This window comes from Pseudomonas sp. KK18 (genome assembly GCF_037094675.1).
Lineage (GTDB): Bacteria > Pseudomonadota > Gammaproteobacteria > Pseudomonadales > Pseudomonadaceae > Aquipseudomonas.
Window position 1 is genome coordinate 4272740 of sequence record NZ_CP146605.1, and the last position, 20362, is coordinate 4293101.

The following is a 20362-nucleotide window of genomic DNA, read 5'->3' on the forward strand; positions in this document are numbered from 1 at the left end:
GAGGGTGGAAAGCCGATCACTCCTCACGGGATAATCGGCTTTTGTCATTCTTCAAGCGTTACGCGCAGGGCATTTACATGAACGTATCACCCACCGGCAGCGAGGCCGCAGCACTGATTGCGCGGCTGGACTGGGCACGAAGCCCCCTCGGTGACGCCATTGATTGGCCGCAAAGCCTCCGTACAGCCGTGGACATCGTGATCCATTCACCGATGCCGATGCTGTTGCTGTGGGGTGCCGAACTCACCCAGATCTACAATGACGGCTTCGCAATGCTGGCCGGCAACAAGCACCCGGCCGCCTTCGGCCAACCGGCTGACCTGATCTGGCCTGAGCTCAAGCCGTTTACCGACCCGATCTACAGCGCCGTCCTCATGGGCCAGGTGCGCACCTTCACCGAGCAGCGTTTCGTCCTGCAGCGCAACGACCGCGACACCGAGATCTGGCTCGACCTGACCTACAGCCCGATTCGCGATGAGCGCGGCGAGGTCGCCGGGATCCTGATTACCGCCATCGAAACCAACGAGCGCCGGCGCATCGCCCTGGAACTGCAGCAGCGCACCGAAAACAGCCTCAAGGCCCAGCGCAACACCGAGCAGCGCCTGCAGCTGGCCCTGGCCGCCACCGATGCCGTGGGCACCTGGGACTGGGATATCGGCGAAGACCGCTTTATCGCCGACGCCCATTTCGCCCAATTGCACGGTGTTGACCCGTGCGACGCCGACCTGCTGCCCATCAGCGACTACCTGCAAGGCGTGCACCCCGAAGACCGTGGCATGGTGGCCCGCAGCATCAAGCACTGCATCACCCACGGCACCGAGTACGCCGAGGAATACCGCCTGCAGCGCGCCGACGGCGAAGTGCGCTGGGTGTTTGCCCGGGGCCGCTGCTACAAGGACCACCATGGCCGACCGGCGCGTTTTCTCGGCGCCGCCCTCGACCTGACCGAACGCAAGCACACCGAACAGGCCCTGCGCCAAAGCCAGACCGAGCTGCAACTGATCATCAACGCCATGCCGGTGTTGATCGGTTATGTCGACCACGAGCAGCGTTTTCGCCTGAACAACAGTGCCTATCTGGAATGGTACGGCATGACCCCGCAGGAGTTGTACGGCAAGAGCATCCGCGAAGTCGTGGGCGACGAAATCTATGCCGGGCGCGTCGACAAGATCGAGGCGGCGCTCAAGGGCAAGGCCTGCAGTTTCGTTACCGTCACCCCGCACCATGACGGGCGGCCACGCCACGCGCTGATGAAGTACCTGCCGCGTTTCAGCGCTGACGGTTCAGTCAACGGTTTCTATATTTTTGTGATCGACGAGACCGAGCGCAAACTGACCGAGGAAGCCCTGCGCCACCTCAACGAAAACCTCGAAGAGCGCGTCAGCCAGCGCACCCAGGCCCTGGCCGAAGCCAACCAGCGCCTGCAAAACGAGATGTTCGAGCGCGAGCGTGCCGAAGACGCCCTGCGCCATGCCCAGAAGATGGAAGCGGTCGGCCAGCTCACCGGCGGCATCGCCCATGACTTCAACAACATGCTCACCGGGATCATCGGCAGCCTGGACCTGATGCAACGCTATATCGCCGCCGGGCGCAGCGACGAGATCGGCCGTTTCACCGACGCCGCCGTATCCTCGGCTCATCGCGCCGCTGCGCTGACCCATCGCCTGCTGGCCTTCTCCCGCCGCCAATCCCTGGACCGCAAGCCGGTCGACCCGAATCAATTGGTGGCGTCCCTGGAAGACCTGTTCCGCCGCACCAAGGGCGCGCACATCGAACTCAAGGTGCAACTGGGAACCGACGTGTGGCCAGTGAACACCGACGCCAGCCAGCTGGAAAACGCCCTGCTCAACCTGGTGATCAACGCCCGCGATGCGATGCCCGACGGTGGGCAATTGTGCATCGAGACCGCCAACAGCTACCTCGACGGCACCGACATCACCACCCTGGAACCGGTCAAGGCCGGCGACTATGTGATGCTCGGCGTGAGCGACAACGGCGCCGGCATGACCGCGAAAATCCTCGCCAAGGCCTTCGACCCGTTCTTCACCACCAAGCCCATCGGCCAGGGTACCGGGCTTGGGCTGTCGATGATCTATGGGTTTGCACAGCAATCCGGCGGCCACGTGACCATCCAAAGCGAACCGGGCCAGGGCACCTGCGTGCGCCTGTACCTGCCGCGCCTGCATGGCACGGCACTGGAGCGGACCACGCCCGCTACCCAGGGCGAAGCCCCGGTAGCGCTGGAAGGCGAAGCCGTGGTGGTGGTCGAGGACGACCCGGCAGTGCGGATGCTGGTGGTGAATGTGCTGGATGAACTGGGCTACACCGCACACCAGGCGGCGGATGCACGGGCGGCGCTGCCGTTGCTGGAGTCCGACTTGCGCGTGGATTTGCTGGTGACTGATGTGGGCTTGCCGGGGATGAACGGCAGGCAACTGGCGGAAATCGCCCGGCAACACCGGCCGGACCTGAAGGTGCTGTTCATGACCGGTTACGCCGAGAAAGCCGCCGAGCGCCAGGGGTTCCTGGAGGAAGGCATGGACATGGTGGCCAAGCCGTTTTCGATTGACCTGCTGGCCAACAAAATCCGCAGCATGATCAGCTCAGAGGCTTGACTTCAGGCATAATCGCGCGCCGTTTCACATCAGGACCGATCAATGAAAGCCCAAGCCCGTCACATTCTGGTGAAAACCAGTGAGGAAGCCGAACAGCTCAAGCAGCGTATTGCCAAGGGCGAAGCGTTTGATGTGTTGGCCAAGAAGTACTCCACCTGCCCTTCCGCCAAGCGCGGCGGTGATTTGGGTGAAGTGCGGCCGGGGCAGATGGTGGGGGTGATTGATGCGGTGATCTTCAAGAAGCCCGTGAAGGTGGTTCATGGGCCGATCAAGAGCAAGTTCGGGTATCACCTGGTGCAAGTGTTTTACCGCGATTGATGGCTGATCGTTCCCACGCTCCGCGTGGGAATGCCTCACCTGACGCTCTGCGTCCGCTCTTGGGACGCAGAGCGTCCCTGGCTGCATTCCCACGCGGAGCGTGGGAACGATCAGCCGATCAGCGTCAGTCTCGAGGAATGAGTGCACCTGGCACCTGAATCACCCGGCTCGCCAGCCGATGCCCGGCCAGTGCTGCATCCTGCGGCGAGCCGCCCTTGAGCCGACTGGCCAGGTACGCCGCACTGAACGAATCCCCCGCCGCCGTAGTGTCGACCACCTTCTCCACCACCAGCGCCGGCACCTCGAACCGCTCATCCTCCCAGCGAATCAAACACGCATCCGCCCCGCGCTTGAGCACCACCTCGGCAATCGTCGGGTACGCCGCAAACACCTGCTCGCTGTCTTCATAGCCGAACAACGCCCGCTCGTCATCCTCGGTCAGCAAGGCGATATCTACCTCGGCCAACACCGCGTGATACGCCGCGCGTGCGGCGTCCACGCTGGCCCACAGGCGTGGCCGGTAGTTGTTGTCGAACACCACCTTGCCGCCGCGCTTGCGGGTTTCGACCAGGGTTTCCAGCAGGCGCGCACGGCCCACTTCGCCCAGCACCGCCAGGGTGATGCCGCTGAAATACACCACGTCGTACGTCGGCAACGCTGCCAGGATCGGCTCGGCCGCCGGTGTGGTGAAGCAGTCGCGCACGGCCGCTTCATTGCGCCAGTAGAGGAATTTGCGCTCGCCGTTGGCATCGGTCTGGATGCAGTACAAACCCGGCAGGCGCCCGGGCAGGCGCTGGACCATGCCCAGGCCCAGGCCTTCTTCGGCCCAGTGCTTGCACATGGCATCGCTGAAGCTGTCATCGCCCAGGGCGGTGACGTAGTCGACGGTGCTCGGTTCACCCAGCTCGCGGCGCAGGTAGACGGCGGCGTTCAGGGTGTCGCCGCCGAAGCTTTGTTGCAGGCTGCCGTCGGCGCGGTGTTGCAGTTCGATCATGCATTCGCCGATGAGGGCGATGCGGGGTTTTGTGTTCATGCCTGGGGTCTCTCGATGTACTGGAGGGCCTCTTCGCGAGCAAGCCCGCTCCCACATTTGAATGCATTTCAACTGAAGGAACTCGGTCGAATGTGGGAGCGGGCTTGCTCGCGAAAGGCGCGACTCGGTCTAGAAGCAGGTATGCAGGCTTTCGATCACCTGCAACTGCTCATCCACCAGATTACCCACTTGCCACTTGTCGAAGGTCAGGCACGGGTGGGATGTGCCGAAGGAGATGATGTCGCCAATGCGCAGCTCAACCCCCGGTGCGACGACCATGAACGCATGCTGGTCCATCACGGCGGTGACCTTGCACGCGGTCACGTCATCACCCTCGGCTGGCAGCACGCCAGCCTTGTAGCGCTTGAGCGGCACCGGCAGGCCGGCGTCGTAGGCGACGTCGCGCTTGCCCAGGGCGATCACCGCAAAGCCCGGCTCCGGCAGCGATTGAACATGGGCCCAGACTTCCAGCGCCGGGCGCAGGCCTTCGTTGAGGTCGCTGCGACGGTCCAGTACGCAGCACTGCGCGTCTTTGTAGATGCCGTGGTCGTGAGCCACGTAGCTACCCGGGCGCAATACGCTGAGGAAGCGGCCGGCGGCGTTCTGGGCTTCGAAGGATTCGGCAATCAGGTCGTACCAGGCCGAACCCGAGGCGGTAATGATGGGCTTGGCCAGGTCGAAGGCGCCGCTGTTTTGCAGGTCGACGGCCAGGCGTACCAGGGAGGCGGCGAATTCGCGGATGCCACTGATGGCGTGCTCGCCATGGATCACCCCTTCGTAGCCTTCGATGCCGGTGAGGGCCAGCGCAGGCTGGGCCTTGATCGCCTTGGCCAGGTCGAGCACCTGTTGTTCGGTGCGGCAACCGCAACGCCCGCCGACCACGCCGTATTCGATCATCACGTTCAAGCGCAGGCCACGGGCGGCGAAGAACAGGCCCAGGTCGGCGACGTTGTCCGGGTGGTCGACCATGCAGTGGAAGTCGAATTCAGGGTCGGCCAGCAGGTCGGCGATCAGCGCCATGTTCGGCGCGCCCACCAGTTGGTTGGCCATCAACACCCGGCGAACCCCACCGGCATACGCGGCGCGGGTCTGCACGGCGTTGGCCAGGGTGATGCCCCAGGCGCCCTGCTCGATCTGCCGCTGGAACAGAGCGGGCATCATGCTGGTCTTGCCGTGAGGCGCCAATTGCGCACCGCTGTTGCTGACGAAATCCTGCATCCAGCGGATGTTGTGTTCCAGGGCGTCGCGGTGCAACACCAGGGCCGGCAGGCTGACGTCACGGACCAGATGTGCACCGACGGCGGCGGCGCCTTTTTCAACGGCATTGAAGGCAGACATAAGGGTTTCCTATTCGTTGATGCGACGGGCCAGGTTGTTCGCACTGTCGATCAGCACCCGGCGGTAGTCGTTGTAGTTTTTGATCGCATCGGCCCGTGGGGCAACGATGCACAGGGTCGCAATGCTGATGCCTTGGGCGTCCCGAACCGGGGCGGCAAAGCAGTGGGTAAAGGTGTCGGCGACACTGTCGAAGGAGAAGAATCCGTCGAGGGTGGCCTGACGGATTTGTCCGAGGAAGGTTTCCAGAGGCAGGCGTTGGCCGTCCGGGAGGATGAAGTCGTCGTAGTCGATCAGGTCGATGATTTGCTGGTCGCTCAGGTGGCCCAGCAGCAGGCGGCCGGAGGCGGTCCAGGGGATCGGCGCGTTCTCGCCGATGTCTGAGGAAATGCGGAAATGCCGCTCGCCTTCGCGCATCAGGGCCACGGTGTATTTGCGGCCATTGAGCAGGCACATCTGGGCGGTTTCGTGGGTTTGGCTGACGATTTCCTGCAGGGCGTGGTCGGCTTCGCGGGTCAGGTCGAAATGGCGCAGGTGGGCCTGGCCGAGGAAGTACAGCTGACGGCCGAGGTAGACGTGACCGTCCTTGCCGACGGTTTCGAGGATGCGCCGTTCCAGCAGCGAGGCCACCAATTCGTAGACCGTGGATTTGGGGCTGCCGATGCCGCTGGCGATGTCATTCGGGCGCAGGGGCTGGCCGATTTCCTTGAGGAAATCGAGGATATCGAACGCCCGGTCGAGGCCTTTGGCGCGGCGTTTGATGGTGTCTTCGGTCATGGCAGTCGTCGGTCCCGTTTGAAGATGTAGCTATCAACACAGACCCCCTGTGGGAGCGGGCTTGCTCGCGAAAGCGGTGTGTCAGTGAATACATCTACAACTGATCCACCGCTTTCGCGAGCAAGCCCGCTCCCACATTGGGTCTCCTGTGGTCTCAAGAGACGGGCATTTAGCCTTTTTTCTTGTAGGCCACGCAATCGATCTCAACCTTGCAATCGACCATCATGTTCGCCTGCACACACGCCCGCGCCGGAGCATGTTCCGGGTTGAAGTATTCGCCGAAGACTTTGTTGAAGCTCCAGAAGTCCCGTGGGTCTTCCAGCCATACACCGACGCGCACCACGTCTTCAAGGGCGTAGCCGGCTTCTTCGAGAATCGCCACCACGTTGCGCATGGTCTGGTGGGTCTGCTCGACGATCCCGCCCGTGATGATTTCACCGTCCACCGCCGGCACCTGGCCCGACACGTACAACCAGCCATCTGCTTCCACCGCGCGGGCGAAAGGACGAGGCTGGCCGCCGCCTGCAGTGGCGCCGGTGCCGTAACGAGTAATGCTCATAATGGATCTCCTGAAGTGATGATTTAAAAACGAATGTTCTTGAGAAATTCCGCCAGTCGCGGCGATTGCGGGCGTTCGAAAATGTCCTTCGGCGGCCCTTGTTCTTCAATGCGGCCCTGGTTCATGAAGACGATCTTGTCCGAGACCTCATAGGCAAAGCGCATTTCGTGGGTGACCAGCAACATGGTCATGCCCTCTTCCGCCAAACCCTTGATCACGCTGAGCACTTCGCCCACCAGTTCCGGGTCCAGGGCCGAGGTGACTTCGTCGAACAGCATCAGGCTCGGGTTCATCGCAATCGCCCGGGCAATCGCCACGCGCTGTTGCTGGCCGCCCGACAATTGGCCCGGGAAGTGATTGCGGCGCTCCAGCAGGCCGACACGATCCAGCCATTTTTCCGCCAGTGCAACCGCCTCGTCCTTGCCCATCTTCTTGACCTTGAGCAGGCCCAGAGTGACGTTCTGCAAGGCGGTCAGGTGCGGGAACAGGTTGAACTGCTGGAAGGCCATGCCGGTCATTGCGCGATGCTGGGAGATCACCCGCTCCGGGTGGCGCACGCGCTTGCCGCCGACCTCGCTGTAGCCGATGGATTCGCCGTCGAGGGTGATCTGGCCGCCCTGGAATTCTTCCAGCAGGTTGACGCAACGCAGCAGCGTGGTCTTGCCCGAACCGCTGGAGCCGATCAACGTCACGACGTTGCCGCGCTGCATGCTCAGGTCGACGCCCTTGAGCACTTCCACCGGGCCGTACTGTTTACGCAGGCCGCGAATGTTCAGCAGTGGCTGGCTTTCTTTTGAGAGTTGGTTCATGGCAACGCCACCCGCTTTTCAATGTAACGCCCCAACAATTCGATGGCGTAGTTGATGACAAAAAACATAAAGCCTGCAAACAGGTAGAACTCCAGGGTCATGAACGTCCGGGCGATGACCTGTTGGGTGCTGAGGAGCAGCTCGGCCACGCCGATCACCGACAGCAAGGTGGAAGCCTTGACGATTTCGGTGGACGAGTTGACCCAGGTCGGCAGGATCTGCCGCAGCGCCTGGGGTAACAGCACGTAGCCCAGGGATTGATAGAAGGTCAGGCCGATGGCCTTGCCCGCTTCCAGTTGCCCCTTGGGAATGGCCTGCAATGCACCGCGCACGATTTCCGAAACGTGAGAGCCGCAGAACAGCGTCAGGCCCACGGCACCGGCCTGGAACGCAGTGATCTGCCAGCCAAGCGCCGGCAGCATGTAGAAGCACGCCAATACCAGCACAAATACCGGCGTACCGCGGATCAGGTCGACGTACAGGCGAAACGGTGCGCGCATCCAGAATTTGCCGTAGGTCAGTACCAAGCCGGCGACGATGCCGATCAGGGTGCCGAAGATAATGGCCAGGGCCGAGCAGTAGACGCTGGTCTGGAACCCCGCCCAGAGGGTTTCCCGGGCGATCCACAACTCATGCAGCCAGCTGGGGGATTCGTACATGGGCGCTCCTTAGCGGCGAATTGCCAAACGCTGTTCCAGGTAACGGAGCAGCATGGCAATGAGGTAACAGGCAGCCACGTAGAGCGCGGTCGTGACCATCCAGGTTTCAATCACCCGGTAGCTTTCGACGTTGATCTTGCGGGCGTAATAGGTCAGCTCCGGCACCGCGATCGCGGCGGCCAGGGAGGTGTCCTTGAACAGCGAAATGAAGTTGTTCGACAGCGCCGGCAGCACGTTGCGCAGCATCACCGGCACGGTGATGTACGCGCGGATACGCCACTCGCCCAGGCCAATGGCCAGGCCCGCTTCACGCAACCCCTTGGGAATGTTCAACAGGCCTGCGCGAAAGACCTCGGTGAGGTAGGCACCGGCGTACAACGACAGGGTGATGATGAACGAAGGGATCTTGTCCAGCCGGATACCCAGGCTGGGCAAGGCGAAGTAGATCAACAGGATCAGCACCAGGATCGGGGTGTTGCGGATCACCGTCACATACACCGAGGCCACGATGCGCAGCGCACGGTGTTTGGACAGCATCGCAAACGCCATCAACAGGCCGATCACGCAACCGATGGCGATGGACAGCAGTGCCAGTTCAAGGCCGAGGCCGAGCCCCGCCAGCAAGCTGGGGAAATCGCGCCACACAGCGGCAAAGTTCAACTGATAGTTCATGGTCGGCAGTACCTGATTGGGGCGCCGTCAGCGACGCCCCAGGGTTTACGAATTACTTGAACTCAACCGGGAAACCGATCGCAGGCTCTGGCAGGTCCACACCGAACCATTGCTTGAACGAGGCCTTGTACATCGGGAATTCCACACCGGTCATGGCTTCATGCAGGGCGGTGTTGACGAAGTTCAGCCAGTCCTGGTCGCCACGCTTGACAGCGCACGCATAGGTTTGCGGGCTCCAGGCGTAGCTCGGGCTGCGGTAGCGGCCCGGGTTTTGCACCATCAGGTACTTGACCGAGGACTGGTCGGTGGCGGCGGTGTCGGCACGCCCGGAGTTCACGGCCTGGTACATCAGGTCGACGCTGTCGTACTGGTCGACCTTGGCTTTGGGCAATGCCTGGTGCACCAGTTCTTCGGCGTAGACGTTCTGCAGCACGGCCACGGTGACGCTGTCGCCAGCGGCTTGCAGGTCTTCGATCTCTTTGTATTTGCTGTTGGCCGGCAGCAGCAGGCCCACGCCTTCGCGGTAGTACGGCAGGGTGAAGGCCACTTGCTGCGCACGGCTTGCCGTGACGGTGATGAACTGGCAGCTCATGTCGACCTTGTCGGTCAACAGGTTGGGAATGCGGGCATCGGAAGACTGCACCACGTATTCGACTTTGCTCGGGTCATTGAACAGACCCTTGGCCACGATGTGGCCGATGTCGATGTCAAAACCCTGCAACTTGCCATCCGCTCCCTGGAAGTGCCACGGCGCATTGGTACTGCCTGTACCCACGATCAAGTGCCCACGCTTGAGCACTGTATCGAGCTTGCTGTCCGCCGCCTGCACTACGCTGGCGAGGGAAGCCGATGCGGCGAAGAGAAAAACACACGCTTTGAACACGGAAGGTCGGTGATGCATGACAAGCACTCCAGGAGTTGTGTATTCCGCTATACCGGAACTTAGTATGTAACAACGGAATAGACAGCAGAAAGTGTGCCACACGCAGTAACATAAAAATATTGCCGGATTAATTTCTTTTTAAATCAACGGGATAGATTTTTATCAGCGATAAGGCACTGGGCCAGCCGCTGCAATCAGATTGCTACCGTTGGCTACACACCGGGGTGACAGGCCACATTTGGGTGCGGGGGCGGGTCGTTACCGTGCACGAAAGCGGTGCGGTGGCCGGATGGAAGAATTCCGTGGCTGGGCTAGTCTTGGCAGATGATCGACCCTCCAAGGAACGCGTTCAGATGAAGATCAGTCTTGTCCTTATGTTGTTGTCGCTGGCGTTTGCTACCCAGGTGTTCGCCAAGGATGACCGGCGCGAATGCAAGGCCGAGCTGGTCAGGCTGAAGGCGGCGTTCAGTACGAACTACACCACGCAGAATCATCATGGGTATCGTCGGGCCAAGGATGCCAAGGATCAGGGTGACTATAAGCAGTGCGTGGGGCTGGCGAAGAAGGCTCGGGAGCGGGCGGAGCGCTGAAGGCTTTGGGCTGCTGCGCAGCCCAGCGGGAGCAAGCTCCCTCGCCACAATGGGCCAGTTGGAGGTGGGTACCTGTTAGTTTTGACAGTAGACGGTTTTGATCGCCGGGATTAGCGTGGGCCAGGCCTTTCGCTCAAGGAGATCATCATGGGAATTGCAACGGCGGTGATTGCCGATGCCGAGCAGTATCAGCAGTTGCTCAAGACGCATAGAACGGTGTTCATGCTGTTTGTTTCGCAGCACTGCCCGGCCTGCGGGGAAGCCGGGCCACTGTTTGAACGGATTGCCGGGAAATACGCCAGCTCCGTGAAGAGCCTGGTGCTCGACACTGCCCGAACCCCTAGGCATCCCGAGGTTACCGGCACGCCTACCCTGCTGGTTTTCCAGAATGGCAAGATGATCAATAAGCTGGAGGGGTTCGACGAAAAAACGCTGAGGGAGACGTTCGCCAGGACCAGAATCAGTCCTCCAACATCAACCGCGCCGTACCCGAAACCCGAATCGAGGCACCCTTTTCATCGGTGATCTGCGCCTGCAAGCGCGAACGGCTGCCCATGTCCTCGCCTTGGATGATGTCGATGCGCCCGTTGTGCGGCCAGCCCAGGTCCCGCAGGTAGCCGGCAAAGGCAGCGGTCGCGGCACCCGTGGCCGGGTCTTCGTACACGCCGCCCACCGCAAACGGGTTGCGGGTGTGGAACAGTGTCGGGCTTTCGGCAAACACCAGCACCACGGTACCCAGCCCGGCGTCGGTCATGTAGCGGCGACCGGCTTCCAGTTCATAGTGCATCTGGCTGAGTTTGGCGCGGCTGTCGAGCGCCAGCACCAGGTGGGAGATGCCGGCATGGATGATCGCTGGCGGAATGCTTGGGTCCAGGTCATTGCGGGTGTAACCGAACAGGGTCAGGCCCGCGTCCACCAGGGCATCGTTGGCCGGTGCGCTGCGGGTTGGCGGGGATTGCAGCGCGGCCTCGATCAGGTCGCCTTCGCTGCGACCGCTGACCGAGATATCGCCATTGTTCAACGCCAGGTGGAATTCGCCATCGCCCAGCGCCAGGCTCAAGGCCGCACCGAGGGCGATGGTGGCATGCCCGCAAAACGCAACTTCGGACTCCGGCGCGAAGTACCGCACGCGCCAGCCGTCATCCTGCGGGCAGGCGAATACGGTTTCCGAAAACCCGACTTCGTGGGCGATACGCTGCATTTCTACAGCTTCCGGCAGGCTGTCACCGATCCAAACACCTGCAGGGTTACCGCCCTGGTTGCCGTCACAGAATGCAGAAATCTTAAGCACGTCCAAAGTCATTCGGGTAACCCTTCCTTAACGGTTCAGTGAGCGGCGATGCTATCCAAAGGCCAGCCCAGCGTCGAATGAAATTCACCCGTTAAAGAGGGGCCAGCAACACCTGCGTGACCCGCCGCTCCTCCACCGCCGCCACGGTCAGGCGCCAGCCTTCATGTTCCAGGCTGTCACCGACCACCGGCAGTCGATCCAGCAGGCTCATCACCAGCCCGGCCAGGGTCTGGTAATCCTCCGTCGCCACAGCCTTGAAGCCGGTGCGCTGGCGGATCAGGTTGAGGTTCAAGGCGCCATTGACGCGAAAACCACCCTCCTCCTCGACGATATCCGGGCCTTCGACCTCACTCGCATCCGGCAACTCACCGGCGATGGACTCCAGGATGTCGGTCATGCTCAACACCCCGATAAAGTCGCCAAATTCGTTGATCACGAAGGCAATGTGAGTCGACTCCTGACGCATCTGCTCCAAGGCATTGAGAATCGAAAAACTCTCCAGCAAGTTGACCGCCCGGCGCGCCAGGTGCTCCAGGTTCGGCTCGTTACCGGCCAGGTATTCCTTGAGCAACTCCTTCTTGTGCACAAAGCCCAATGGCTCGTCGACATTACCGTTGCGGATCAAGGGCAGGCGCGAGTAAGACGAATGCATCAGTTTCAGGCGGATAGTGTCGGGATCGTCCGACAGATCTATAGAGTCCACCTTCGCCCGAGGCGTCATCAGCGTACGGATCGGGCGTTCAGCCAGTTGCAGCACGCCACTGATCATCACCCGCTCGCGCCGGTCGAACAGCGGCCCGCCGTTGGCATCGGGGTTGTCCAGCAGGTCGGCGACCTCTTCACCCACCTCCTCCACTGCCAGATTACGCCCGCCGAGCAAACGCATCACCGCGTGGGCCGTACGCTCACGCCTCGGCAGCGTGCCCTGGGCCGACTTCTTGCGGCGCGACCGGGCGATCTGGTTGAACAGCTCGATCAGGATCGAGAAGCCGATGGCCGCGTACAGATAGCCTTTGGGAATGTGGAAGCCCAGGCCTTCGGCCGTCAGGGCAAAACCGATCATCATCAGGAAGCCCAGGCACAGCATGATCACCGTCGGGTGGGCGTTGACGAAACGGGTCAGCGGCTTGCTGGCAATGATCATCAGGCCGATGGAAATGATCACCGCGATCATCATCACCGCCAGCTCATCCACCATGCCCACGGCGGTAATCACCGCATCGAGGGAGAACACCGCATCCAGCACCACAATCTGCGCAACGATCGGCCAGAACATCGCATAGGCCACGTTGCCAGTGCGCTGAGCCACATGCCCCTCAAGGCGCTCATGCAATTCCATGGTGGCCTTGAACAACAGGAACACACCACCAAACAGCATGATCAAGTCACGGCCCGAGAAACTCTTGTCGAACACCTCGAACAGCGGTTGGGTCAGGGTCACCAACCAGGAAATACTTGCCAGCAAGCCCAGACGCATCAGCAACGCCAGGGACAAACCGATCAGACGCGCACGGTCACGCCGCTCCGGCGGCAGCTTGTCCGCCAGGATCGCGATAAACACCAGGTTGTCGATGCCCAGCACCAACTCCAGCACAATCAAAGTCAACAGGCCGAGCCAGGCCGTTGGATCCGCTAACCATTCCATTTTTCAGTATCTCTTCAAGTTTTTCAGAATGCCGGGCACGGCAACGCACGGTCGAGGGACCGGGTAAGGGTAGGCAATCGGAAGACGGGATGCCTGGCCTGGAGGCAGGCGATCAGCGGGAACGGCGGCAGTGAATGTCTTGGGGAAAGACGACTGGGAGGCTCCGAGAGGGTGTTCATGTAGGTCCTGTTGTGGGAAAAGGACTTGAATCGTACAGGCGAAACGGGAATTTCCTACAATCTAAAATTATTACAAGATCTGTAGGATCAAGCATTCTGATATTAGGGAGAATGTCGTGAGCCAACAATTTTTCACTATGGTTGGGACAGCCCATAACAAATTTTGAGCATTTGATCGTTCCCACGCTCTGCGTGGGAATGCATACCGTGACGCTCCGCGTCACCCTCTCGCCGGACTTCAGCCAGGCTCGTAGCATCAAGCTTTATCGTCGGGCAGATCAACACGATCTTGCTGCTCTTCACTGATCAGGTATTCAAGAAACGCGGTATACGTCGGCCATGAATCCGGCGCAGTCAACAAGGCCTCCCTACCCAGGCGGCACACATCCACGTCATCACACCAAATCACCCGACCGCCTCCGCCCGAGCAATCCATCACGATCAAACTGGCCGGCGGCTGGGCTAATACCAAAAACTGCCGCGCAAGCCCGGCACGCTCTCGAAGACGTCTGGTTTCGTCCAGGACATTCGGCGCAGGCGCCCACCCTATTGCGTGCAAGGGCAAAACGTAGATTCCAGAGCCATCGAAGAACTCGGCAGCCTCACGAAAATCATCCGCAAGCTCCAGGCCAAGGTGGCTCTGCACCTCATCAAGAAACCCAGGCTCAACGGCGCGCGCGCCATTCAAAAGCAAACATTGCTGCCGGATCATTGCCAACGTGGACATCAACACCCGCCCTCGCGTCTAGAGATTTGCCCGCGTGCCAAGAAAGCGCAGATAGCGCCCATCCTCGTTGTCAAAGATCTCGGCCCCTGCGCCCATGTATGCCCGCATCAATTCATCGGCGGCCTGATCATCGTGGCCCTGATCCAGCAAAACCTGCCCCAGGCGCAGATGTAAAAACGGATTTCCGAGACCGCCCGGACAGGTCATCGCATAGTCCAAGGCATCCCGGGCTGAGCCGTTGAATCCGGATAAAAAGCATGCATCAGCGATGGCAGCCAATACCCAGGTGGAGGCTTCCCAATCATTTTTCGGCTCGGGGATCAAGATCCAGGCCTTGTTGTATTGCTCGATGGCCTCTTCATAACGGCCGTCATCGGCCAATTGATCACCTGCACTGCATAACGACTGGATCTCTTCGTGCAGCGACGCTGCAAGCTCAGTGGTCATGAGGACTCCTCCAGAGATCCATCTGCATCCCAGAACGACCACAGCCCAACTTCCTGGCCACGCTCATAAACGCCCTGCGCCGCCACCTGTCCATTGTCGTGGTAGTCCCGCCAGTCGCCGTGTTCGGCGCCATCCACGTAATTCCCCTCGGAAGCCAGGTTGCCGTTTGGGTGGTAGGCGCGAAAAAGCCCATGTCGAATCCATTGCGTGCCGTCCTCGGACAGGTAACGCGAATACCTGAATCGAACCTCACCGGTCTCGTAGGGAATTTCCGCTATGTGTAACGCGTCTGGTTTTTCGTCCATGGCAAACCTGCTGCGGTGTGTTGATGTGCTTTCAGACTCTGTTGAGAAAACTGACTTTAGCCGGCGTTGTACGTTTATGCCCGTTATTCAGAACGGCCCTTTCGTCATCACCCGCTCATCAATGAAGCTACGCAACATCGCAATCCGCTGCGTATAGGCTTTGCTCAGGCAACTGACTTGGGCGCCGCAGGTATGCCGTTGCTTGAGCCACACAGCCTGATCATCCATCAACGAACCGCGCCCTCCCATGGCCATGAAGTGCCGGTTGAGGTCATAGAGCAGCGCCATGGTCACGTCCTGATCATTCAGGGAGCGCGTGGCACAGATGGTTTTCTCGTCAGGCGCCTTCGCCCGGTCACAGTCAAAACTGGCCGCCAGGCTCACAGGGCTGAGCCACAACACGGAAAACCCGGCGAGCACTGCGAATACCGCCGGTTTAATCAAACGAACTGCCATGAAAATTACCTCCTACAGAGGGCTACGCGCCACACCCTGCCCAAACCGATAAATCGCCAGGCAATACCCAATCAACGCCACCGCTGCCAGCAACCCGCCCGCCGCGCCGATCCAGGCAAAACCAAAGTGGCTGCCCACCCAACTGCCCATCAACGCCCCACCACCAATGCCGATGTTGTAGATCCCGGAAAACATCGCCATCGCCACATCCGTGGCATCCGGCGCCAGCACCAGTACCTTCGATTGCAACGCCAGGCCAAAACCCATGATGGCCATGCCCCAGAACACACTCAGGGTCACCAGGTACGACACCTCGCCACTCAACGGCAGCAACAACGCCAGGCACAGCGCCAGTATGGTCACCGCGCTGATCAGGAACCGGTGCGGATTAAAGCGATGCACCAGACTGAACAACAACGAGCCAATGATCCCCGCGCCGCCAAACACCAGCAGGATCAGGGTCACCGTATTGCCACTCATACCGGCAACACCTTCAACAAACGGCTCAACATAACTGTAGGCAGTGAACTGCGCCGTCACCACCATCGCCGTCAGCACATACAACGCCACCAGCGCCGGGCGCTTGAACAACAGCGGCAAGCTGCGCAGCGAACCGGAGTTCTGGCTCGGCAGCAGCGGCAAGGTGCGCGCCAGCCAGAACACCAGCCCGGCGGCAAACGCGCCGATCACCAGGAAGGTGGTGCGCCAGCCCATGGCTTCGCCCAGCAAGCGGCCCAGTGGAATACCCAGAACCATCGCCAGGGAAGTACCGGTAGCCAGCAGCCCAAGGGCCTGCACCTGCTTGCCCTCCGGCGCCAAACGCACCGCGAGGGAGGCAGTAATCGACCAGAACAACGCATGGGACAGCGCAATGCCGACCCGGCTGAGCATCAGGATGCCAAAGCTGGTGGCCACGCTGGACAGGATATGGCTGGCGATAAACATGCCGAACAGCACGATCAGCAGCTTGCGCCGCTCGACGTTACGGGTCAGCAGCATCACCGGCAGCGAGGTCAGGGACACGATCCAGGCATAGATGGTCAGCATCAGGCCGACGCTGGCGATGGGCATGTCGAAGCTCGCGCCGATGGCACTCAGCAGGCCGACCGGTACAAATTCGGTGGTATTGAAAACGAAAGCGGCCAACGCGAGAGCGAAGACCGGTTGCCAGTTGGCTTGAGGTGTTGCGGCGGAAATGCTCATTGACAGGTCGTCGTACTCGTTTGCGCGCAGATCAAGCCGGCCCGATGCCGGGCCTTGAGCCGCGCGCAAAAAATAGTAACACGACGATTCAGGGATCGACTTGCCCCATCAGCTCGGGAATCGACTCAGGACGCTTGGCATAGCGCTGGGCCAGCGCCGCGCAGACCATCAACTGGATCTGGTGAAACAGCATCAGCGGCAAGATCAGCACCCCCATGCTCGCCCCGGCAAACAACACCTGGGCCATCGGCACACCGGTGGCCAGGCTTTTCTTCGAACCGCAGAACAGAATGGTGATCCGGTCTTCCTGGCTGAAGCCAAAAGCCTTGCCCAGCACCGTGGACGCCACCAGCACCAGCGCGAGCAACACACAGCACGCCACCACCAGGCCACCCAGTTCCCACAACGGAATCTGGTGCCAGATGCCCTCGTTGACCGCTTCGCTGAAGGCGCCGTAGACCACCAGCAAAATCGAGCCCTGGTCGACGAACTTCAGCCAGGATTTGTTACGCCCTACCCACTCGCCGATCCAGCGACGGGCGATCTGCCCGGCGATGAACGGTAGCAACAATTGAACACTGATTTTCAGGATCGCGTCGACGGTGGAGCCGCCATCGCCATGCACATTCAGCAGCAACGTCACCAGCAATGGCGTCAGGAAGATCCCGAACAGGCTCGACGCCGCCGCGCTGCAAATCGCCGCCGGGATATTGCCCCGGGCCAGCGAGGTAAAGGCAATCGCCGACTGCACGGTGGCGGGCAACGCACACAAATAGAGCATGCCCATGTACAGGTCTTTACCGATCAGCGGCGACAACACCGGCTTGAGCGCCAGGCCCAGCAACGGAAACAGCACGAAGGTCAGGCTGAACACCAGCAGGTGCAGGCGCCAATGACCCGCACCGGCAACAATGGCCTGGCGCGACAGTTTCGCGCCGTGCAGGAAAAACAGCAGCGCGATGGCCAGGTTGGTCACCCAGCCAAAGGCCACGGCGGTCTGGCCGCTGGCGGGCAGCAGGGACGCGAGGATCACCGTGGCCACCAGGGTCAGGGTGAAGTTGTCAGGTAAAAAGCGTGGGCGGGTCATAGGCCAATCTTCCAGGGGTTGCCAAGAGCATCGTCGCGACTCTAACGTAACGGCTTGTTACCGACTAACGCCAATGAGCCAGTAAATGCCGCCAAAAGGACATGACAAAACCGTGCGCCGCAGCGTGCCCGGGCTTTCCAGCCTGCCCAGGCCGGTGTATGGCCGCACCGAATCGCTGCCCAACCGCGCGCTGACCCGCCGCCATAGTCACCCGTGGGTGCAGTTGTCCTACGCAATATCCGGGGTGCTGGAGATCCAGACCGGCGTAGGACGCTTCGTCGCGCCACCCCAGCGGGCCGTGTGGATACCGGCCGGCATGCCACACCGGGTGTTCAGTTCGCCCCATACCGAGATGCGCAGCCTGTACCTCGATTGCAGCGTCACCGCCTGGGCGGCCGACCGCTGCCAGGTGCTGGCGGTGAGCAGCCTGTTGCGCGAGTTGATTCGCAGCTTCAGCGAATTGCCGGTGGAATACGCCGAGGATGGCCCGGATGGACGGCTGGCCCAAGTGGTGCTGGACCAACTGGCCGCCGCGCCCCAGGTCGACCTGATGTTGCCGCTACCCGCCGACAGCCGCTTGCGGCAGATTTACCGCAGCCTGAACCTGCACCCGGAGCAGCAAACCACCCTGGGGCAGTGGAGCCAGAAACTGGCGGTCAGCGAGAAAACCCTCAGCCGGCTGTTCCTGAGCGACACCGGCCTGACCTTCCGTGCGTGGCGCCAGCGCCTGCGATTGTTGAGCGCCCTGCCCGCCCTGGAACAAGGCGAACGCGTGACCGATGTGGCGCTGGCCTGCGGCTACGAATCCACCTCGGCCTTCATAAATGCCTTCCGCCAGCAGTTCGACGCCACACCCGGTGAGTTCTTCCGCTGACCATCAGACAACAAAGACCTCAAAAAGAGAACAGGGCCCCCGTGGGAGCGGGCTTGCTCGCGAATGCGGTGGTTCAGCCAGCACATGTATTGACTGACCCACCGCATTCGCGAGCAAGCCCGCTCCCACATTTTGTCCCGCGTTGATCCCGTTAGCGTTGCGCCTTGGCCAACACCGCCTGCAACAACACATCCGCCCCCGCCGTCGACCACTGCGGATGAATCTCCTCCGCCTCGTTATGGCTCAACCCATCCACACACGGCACAAAAATCATCGCCGTCGGCGCCACCCGGTTCAGGTAGCAGGCATCATGCCCGGCCCCGGAAATCATGTCGCGATGGCTATACCCCAACGCTTGCGCCGAAGCCCGCACCACCTCCACACACTCAGGGTCGAAGGCAATCGGCGCGTACTGGAAAATCTGCTTCACGCTGTGCTGCAAACCAATCCCCTCGGCGATCCGCGCCACCGCCGCCTGCAACTGCCGATCCTGATACCCCAGCACCGCTTCATCCGGGTGCCGAAACTCCACACTGAAAAACACCCGCCCCGGCACCACGTTGCGTGAATTGGGGAAGATATTAGCCATGCCCACCGTCGCCCGCCCTTCGGCGCCCTGCTCCAGGCCAATCTGATTGACTGCCTCCACCACCCGGGCAAACCCGAGCAACGCATCCAGCCGGTGATCCATCGGCGTCGTCCCGGCATGGGCGCTGCGCCCGCTCAGTTCCACTTCATACCAGCGCTGGCCCTGGGCGCCGGTGACCACACCGATGGTCAGGCCCTGTGCCTCAAGAATCGGCCCCTGTTCGATATGCAGCTCAAACGCCGCATGCACCGCCTGGCCACCCACCGGATGCGCACCGGCATAGCCAATCTGCTGCAATGCCTGGCCGATGGTGATCCCGGCCTTGTCTTCCCGGGACAGGCCGTACTCCAGGTCAAACACCCCGGCATACACCCCCGAGGAAATCATCGCCGGCGCAAACCGCGAGCCTTCTTCGTTGGTCCAGTTCACCACTTCGATTGGCCGCTCGGTTTCAATCCCCAGGTCATTCAAGGTGCGCACCACCTCCAGCCCGGCCAGCACGCCGTAGATACCGTCGTACTTGCCGCCCGCCGGCTGGGAATCGCCATGGGAACCGGTCAGCACCGGGGCCAGGTGATCCTGGCGCCCGGCGCGACGGGCAAAGATATTGCCCATGGCATCCACCCGAATGCTGCAACCGGCCGCCTCGCACCATTGCACAAACAGGTCGCGACCGCGGCGGTCCTCATCCGTGAGGGCCAGGCGCGAGACCCCGCCCTTTTCGGTGCCGCCGATCTGCGCCATTTCCATCAGCGAGCCCCACAGGCGCTCGCCATTGACCCGCGCCAAGTCGTTCATGAACGCGGCTCCTGGGGTTTGGCCCGGTAGCGGAAGTCACAGTGATGGGCACCGCCCATGATGGTCTGGGTGCGGGTCAGCTTGATGTCCGGGTTGTAGCCGACGATAAACAGTTCGTCGCGGTTGCAGGACAGCAGGTGACCGATCTCCCCCAGGCCCATCTCGTGATACATCTCGGCATAGCGGCAGCGCTTCACGTCATAGTCGTAGTGCTCGGCGTCGCTGGCGATGATCTCGACCTTCAGCGCATCGTCCTTTTCCCAGAGCACTTGCAGCTCGACAAAGCTCTTGAGGTCGGCGCCCTGCTCTTCAAGTTCGGCAAAGTGCTTGCCGGCCTGGATCGCCGCATTGCCCACCGCCTCGCCGATCACCGCCGCCGCAAAGGCCTTGCCCTGCTCGCGCACCAGGATCTCGTAGATCGGCTTGATGATTTCGGCTTCGATCCGCCGCCGGGCCAGGATGCCCAGTTCACCTTCCAGCTTGCTCATTGTGTGCCTCCGTAAACCTGTAG

General features: G+C 61.3%; 23 protein-coding genes. 5 read left to right on the forward strand and 18 right to left on the reverse strand.

What is annotated here, in order from left to right:
• Positions 1-77 precede the first annotated feature (77 nt).
• The gene (locus tag V6607_RS19300) at positions 78-2615 is read left to right on the forward strand and encodes a PAS domain-containing protein (RefSeq protein ID WP_023658930.1); all 2538 of its coding nucleotides are present in this window, start codon (positions 78-80) and stop codon (positions 2613-2615) included.
• 42 nt (positions 2616-2657) lie between these two features.
• Complete coding sequence (locus V6607_RS19305) at positions 2658-2933, forward strand: peptidylprolyl isomerase (RefSeq protein ID WP_010173346.1); 276 nt, start codon at positions 2658-2660, stop codon at positions 2931-2933.
• Between the two features lie 124 nt (positions 2934-3057).
• Here V6607_RS19305 and V6607_RS19310 read toward each other — a convergent pair whose 3' ends face one another.
• From V6607_RS19310 to V6607_RS19345, 8 genes are all read right to left on the reverse strand, one after another.
• The gene (locus V6607_RS19310) at positions 3058-3966 is read right to left on the reverse strand and encodes a sugar kinase (RefSeq protein ID WP_003208005.1); all 909 of its coding nucleotides are present in this window, start codon (positions 3964-3966) and stop codon (positions 3058-3060) included.
• 129 nt (positions 3967-4095) lie between these two features.
• On the reverse strand, positions 4096-5304 hold the full coding sequence (locus V6607_RS19315) for an amino acid deaminase (RefSeq protein WP_102369341.1): 1209 nt from the start codon (positions 5302-5304) through the stop codon (positions 4096-4098).
• Between the two features lie 9 nt (positions 5305-5313).
• Positions 5314-6078, reverse strand: coding sequence for an IclR family transcriptional regulator (locus V6607_RS19320; protein WP_003208002.1), 765 nt, complete (start codon positions 6076-6078; stop codon positions 5314-5316).
• A gap of 169 nt (positions 6079-6247) precedes the next feature.
• Positions 6248-6637 carry a RidA family protein gene (locus V6607_RS19325; protein WP_003208000.1) on the reverse strand — a complete coding sequence of 130 codons (390 nt, stop codon included), beginning with the start codon at positions 6635-6637 and terminating at the stop codon, positions 6248-6250.
• 23 nt (positions 6638-6660) lie between these two features.
• Positions 6661-7446: an amino acid ABC transporter ATP-binding protein gene (locus V6607_RS19330; protein WP_003207998.1), complete on the reverse strand. Its 786-nt coding sequence runs from the start codon at positions 7444-7446 to the stop codon at positions 6661-6663.
• Positions 7443-8105, reverse strand: a complete 663-nt coding sequence (locus V6607_RS19335) for an amino acid ABC transporter permease (protein ID WP_003207996.1) — start codon at positions 8103-8105, stop codon at positions 7443-7445. Before V6607_RS19335 ends, V6607_RS19330 begins: the two co-directional genes overlap by 4 nt.
• A 9-nt stretch (positions 8106-8114) precedes the next feature.
• Entirely contained in the window at positions 8115-8777 is a 663-nt protein-coding gene (locus tag V6607_RS19340) for an amino acid ABC transporter permease (RefSeq protein ID WP_003207993.1), read from the reverse strand.
• A 52-nt stretch (positions 8778-8829) separates the two neighbouring features.
• Positions 8830-9678 carry a transporter substrate-binding domain-containing protein gene (locus tag V6607_RS19345; protein ID WP_003207992.1) on the reverse strand — a complete coding sequence of 283 codons (849 nt, stop codon included), beginning with the start codon at positions 9676-9678 and terminating at the stop codon, positions 8830-8832.
• Positions 9679-10013: 335 nt separating this feature from the next.
• Between V6607_RS19345 and V6607_RS19350 the strand changes: the two genes are divergently transcribed.
• Both V6607_RS19350 and V6607_RS19355 read left to right on the forward strand, forming a co-directional pair.
• Complete coding sequence (locus V6607_RS19350) at positions 10014-10250, forward strand: hypothetical protein (RefSeq protein ID WP_003207990.1); 237 nt, start codon at positions 10014-10016, stop codon at positions 10248-10250.
• Positions 10251-10397: 147 nt separating this feature from the next.
• Positions 10398-10775, forward strand: coding sequence for a thioredoxin family protein (locus V6607_RS19355; RefSeq protein WP_102369342.1), 378 nt, complete (start codon positions 10398-10400; stop codon positions 10773-10775).
• On the opposite strand, the gene V6607_RS19360 is transcribed toward V6607_RS19355, so the two are convergent.
• The 8 genes from V6607_RS19360 to V6607_RS19395 form a co-directional block, all read right to left on the reverse strand.
• A complete protein-coding gene (locus tag V6607_RS19360) occupies positions 10711-11553 on the reverse strand; it encodes a PhzF family phenazine biosynthesis protein (RefSeq protein ID WP_087694193.1) in 843 nt (280 codons plus the stop codon). The genes V6607_RS19355 and V6607_RS19360 overlap by 65 nt on opposite strands.
• Before the next feature lie 79 nt (positions 11554-11632).
• Entirely contained in the window at positions 11633-13186 is a 1554-nt protein-coding gene (locus V6607_RS19365) for a TerC family protein (RefSeq protein WP_134326864.1), read from the reverse strand.
• A 435-nt stretch (positions 13187-13621) separates the two neighbouring features.
• Entirely contained in the window at positions 13622-14092 is a 471-nt protein-coding gene (locus V6607_RS19370; RefSeq protein ID WP_102605894.1) for a hypothetical protein, read from the reverse strand.
• 18 nt (positions 14093-14110) lie between these two features.
• On the reverse strand, positions 14111-14539 hold the full coding sequence (locus V6607_RS19375; protein WP_003207983.1) for a hypothetical protein: 429 nt from the start codon (positions 14537-14539) through the stop codon (positions 14111-14113).
• Entirely contained in the window at positions 14536-14844 is a 309-nt protein-coding gene (locus V6607_RS19380) for a hypothetical protein (RefSeq protein ID WP_003207982.1), read from the reverse strand. The genes V6607_RS19375 and V6607_RS19380 overlap by 4 nt, the downstream gene beginning before the upstream one ends.
• Positions 14845-14931: 87 nt before the next feature.
• Positions 14932-15300, reverse strand: coding sequence for a hypothetical protein (locus tag V6607_RS19385; protein ID WP_102605896.1), 369 nt, complete (start codon positions 15298-15300; stop codon positions 14932-14934).
• Between the two features lie 12 nt (positions 15301-15312).
• Positions 15313-16503, reverse strand: a complete 1191-nt coding sequence (locus tag V6607_RS19390; RefSeq protein ID WP_003207980.1) for a sugar transporter — start codon at positions 16501-16503, stop codon at positions 15313-15315.
• An 88-nt stretch (positions 16504-16591) separates the two neighbouring features.
• On the reverse strand, positions 16592-17590 hold the full coding sequence (locus V6607_RS19395; RefSeq protein WP_087694198.1) for a bile acid:sodium symporter family protein: 999 nt from the start codon (positions 17588-17590) through the stop codon (positions 16592-16594).
• A gap of 85 nt (positions 17591-17675) precedes the next feature.
• Between V6607_RS19395 and V6607_RS19400 the strand changes: the two genes are divergently transcribed.
• Positions 17676-18464, forward strand: coding sequence for a helix-turn-helix transcriptional regulator (locus V6607_RS19400; RefSeq protein WP_134326865.1), 789 nt, complete (start codon positions 17676-17678; stop codon positions 18462-18464).
• A 151-nt stretch (positions 18465-18615) separates the two neighbouring features.
• Here V6607_RS19400 and V6607_RS19405 read toward each other — a convergent pair whose 3' ends face one another.
• Both V6607_RS19405 and V6607_RS19410 read right to left on the reverse strand, forming a co-directional pair.
• Positions 18616-19851 (reverse strand): Zn-dependent hydrolase, encoded by a 1236-nt coding sequence (locus V6607_RS19405; RefSeq protein WP_134326867.1) that lies wholly within the window; start codon positions 19849-19851, stop codon positions 18616-18618.
• Positions 19848-20339, reverse strand: coding sequence for an L-2-amino-thiazoline-4-carboxylic acid hydrolase (locus tag V6607_RS19410; RefSeq protein WP_003207973.1), 492 nt, complete (start codon positions 20337-20339; stop codon positions 19848-19850). The genes V6607_RS19405 and V6607_RS19410 overlap by 4 nt, the downstream gene beginning before the upstream one ends.
• Between the last annotated feature and the right edge of the window lie 23 nt (positions 20340-20362).

Coding starts and splice junctions, on each gene's coding strand:
- V6607_RS19360 (WP_087694193.1), bottom strand. CDS start 11,553: ATGACTTTGGACGTGCTTAAGATTTCTGCATTCTGTGACGGCAACCAG.
- V6607_RS19355 (WP_102369342.1), top strand. CDS start 10,398: ATGGGAATTGCAACGGCGGTGATTGCCGATGCCGAGCAGTATCAGCAG.
- V6607_RS19325 (WP_003208000.1), bottom strand. CDS start 6,637: ATGAGCATTACTCGTTACGGCACCGGCGCCACTGCAGGCGGCGGCCAG.
- V6607_RS19340 (WP_003207993.1), bottom strand. CDS start 8,777: ATGAACTATCAGTTGAACTTTGCCGCTGTGTGGCGCGATTTCCCCAGC.
- V6607_RS19400 (WP_134326865.1), top strand. CDS start 17,676: ATGCCGCCAAAAGGACATGACAAAACCGTGCGCCGCAGCGTGCCCGGG.
- V6607_RS19305 (WP_010173346.1), top strand. CDS start 2,658: ATGAAAGCCCAAGCCCGTCACATTCTGGTGAAAACCAGTGAGGAAGCC.
- V6607_RS19345 (WP_003207992.1), bottom strand. CDS start 9,678: ATGCATCACCGACCTTCCGTGTTCAAAGCGTGTGTTTTTCTCTTCGCC.
- V6607_RS19350 (WP_003207990.1), top strand. CDS start 10,014: ATGAAGATCAGTCTTGTCCTTATGTTGTTGTCGCTGGCGTTTGCTACC.
- V6607_RS19380 (WP_003207982.1), bottom strand. CDS start 14,844: ATGGACGAAAAACCAGACGCGTTACACATAGCGGAAATTCCCTACGAG.
- V6607_RS19385 (WP_102605896.1), bottom strand. CDS start 15,300: ATGGCAGTTCGTTTGATTAAACCGGCGGTATTCGCAGTGCTCGCCGGG.
- V6607_RS19410 (WP_003207973.1), bottom strand. CDS start 20,339: ATGAGCAAGCTGGAAGGTGAACTGGGCATCCTGGCCCGGCGGCGGATC.
- V6607_RS19310 (WP_003208005.1), bottom strand. CDS start 3,966: ATGAACACAAAACCCCGCATCGCCCTCATCGGCGAATGCATGATCGAA.
- V6607_RS19395 (WP_087694198.1), bottom strand. CDS start 17,590: ATGACCCGCCCACGCTTTTTACCTGACAACTTCACCCTGACCCTGGTG.
- V6607_RS19375 (WP_003207983.1), bottom strand. CDS start 14,539: ATGACCACTGAGCTTGCAGCGTCGCTGCACGAAGAGATCCAGTCGTTA.
- V6607_RS19365 (WP_134326864.1), bottom strand. CDS start 13,186: ATGGAATGGTTAGCGGATCCAACGGCCTGGCTCGGCCTGTTGACTTTG.
- V6607_RS19405 (WP_134326867.1), bottom strand. CDS start 19,851: ATGAACGACTTGGCGCGGGTCAATGGCGAGCGCCTGTGGGGCTCGCTG.
- V6607_RS19390 (WP_003207980.1), bottom strand. CDS start 16,503: ATGAGCATTTCCGCCGCAACACCTCAAGCCAACTGGCAACCGGTCTTC.
- V6607_RS19315 (WP_102369341.1), bottom strand. CDS start 5,304: ATGTCTGCCTTCAATGCCGTTGAAAAAGGCGCCGCCGCCGTCGGTGCA.
- V6607_RS19300 (WP_023658930.1), top strand. CDS start 78: ATGAACGTATCACCCACCGGCAGCGAGGCCGCAGCACTGATTGCGCGG.
- V6607_RS19330 (WP_003207998.1), bottom strand. CDS start 7,446: ATGAACCAACTCTCAAAAGAAAGCCAGCCACTGCTGAACATTCGCGGC.
- V6607_RS19320 (WP_003208002.1), bottom strand. CDS start 6,078: ATGACCGAAGACACCATCAAACGCCGCGCCAAAGGCCTCGACCGGGCG.
- V6607_RS19335 (WP_003207996.1), bottom strand. CDS start 8,105: ATGTACGAATCCCCCAGCTGGCTGCATGAGTTGTGGATCGCCCGGGAA.
- V6607_RS19370 (WP_102605894.1), bottom strand. CDS start 14,092: ATGTCCACGTTGGCAATGATCCGGCAGCAATGTTTGCTTTTGAATGGC.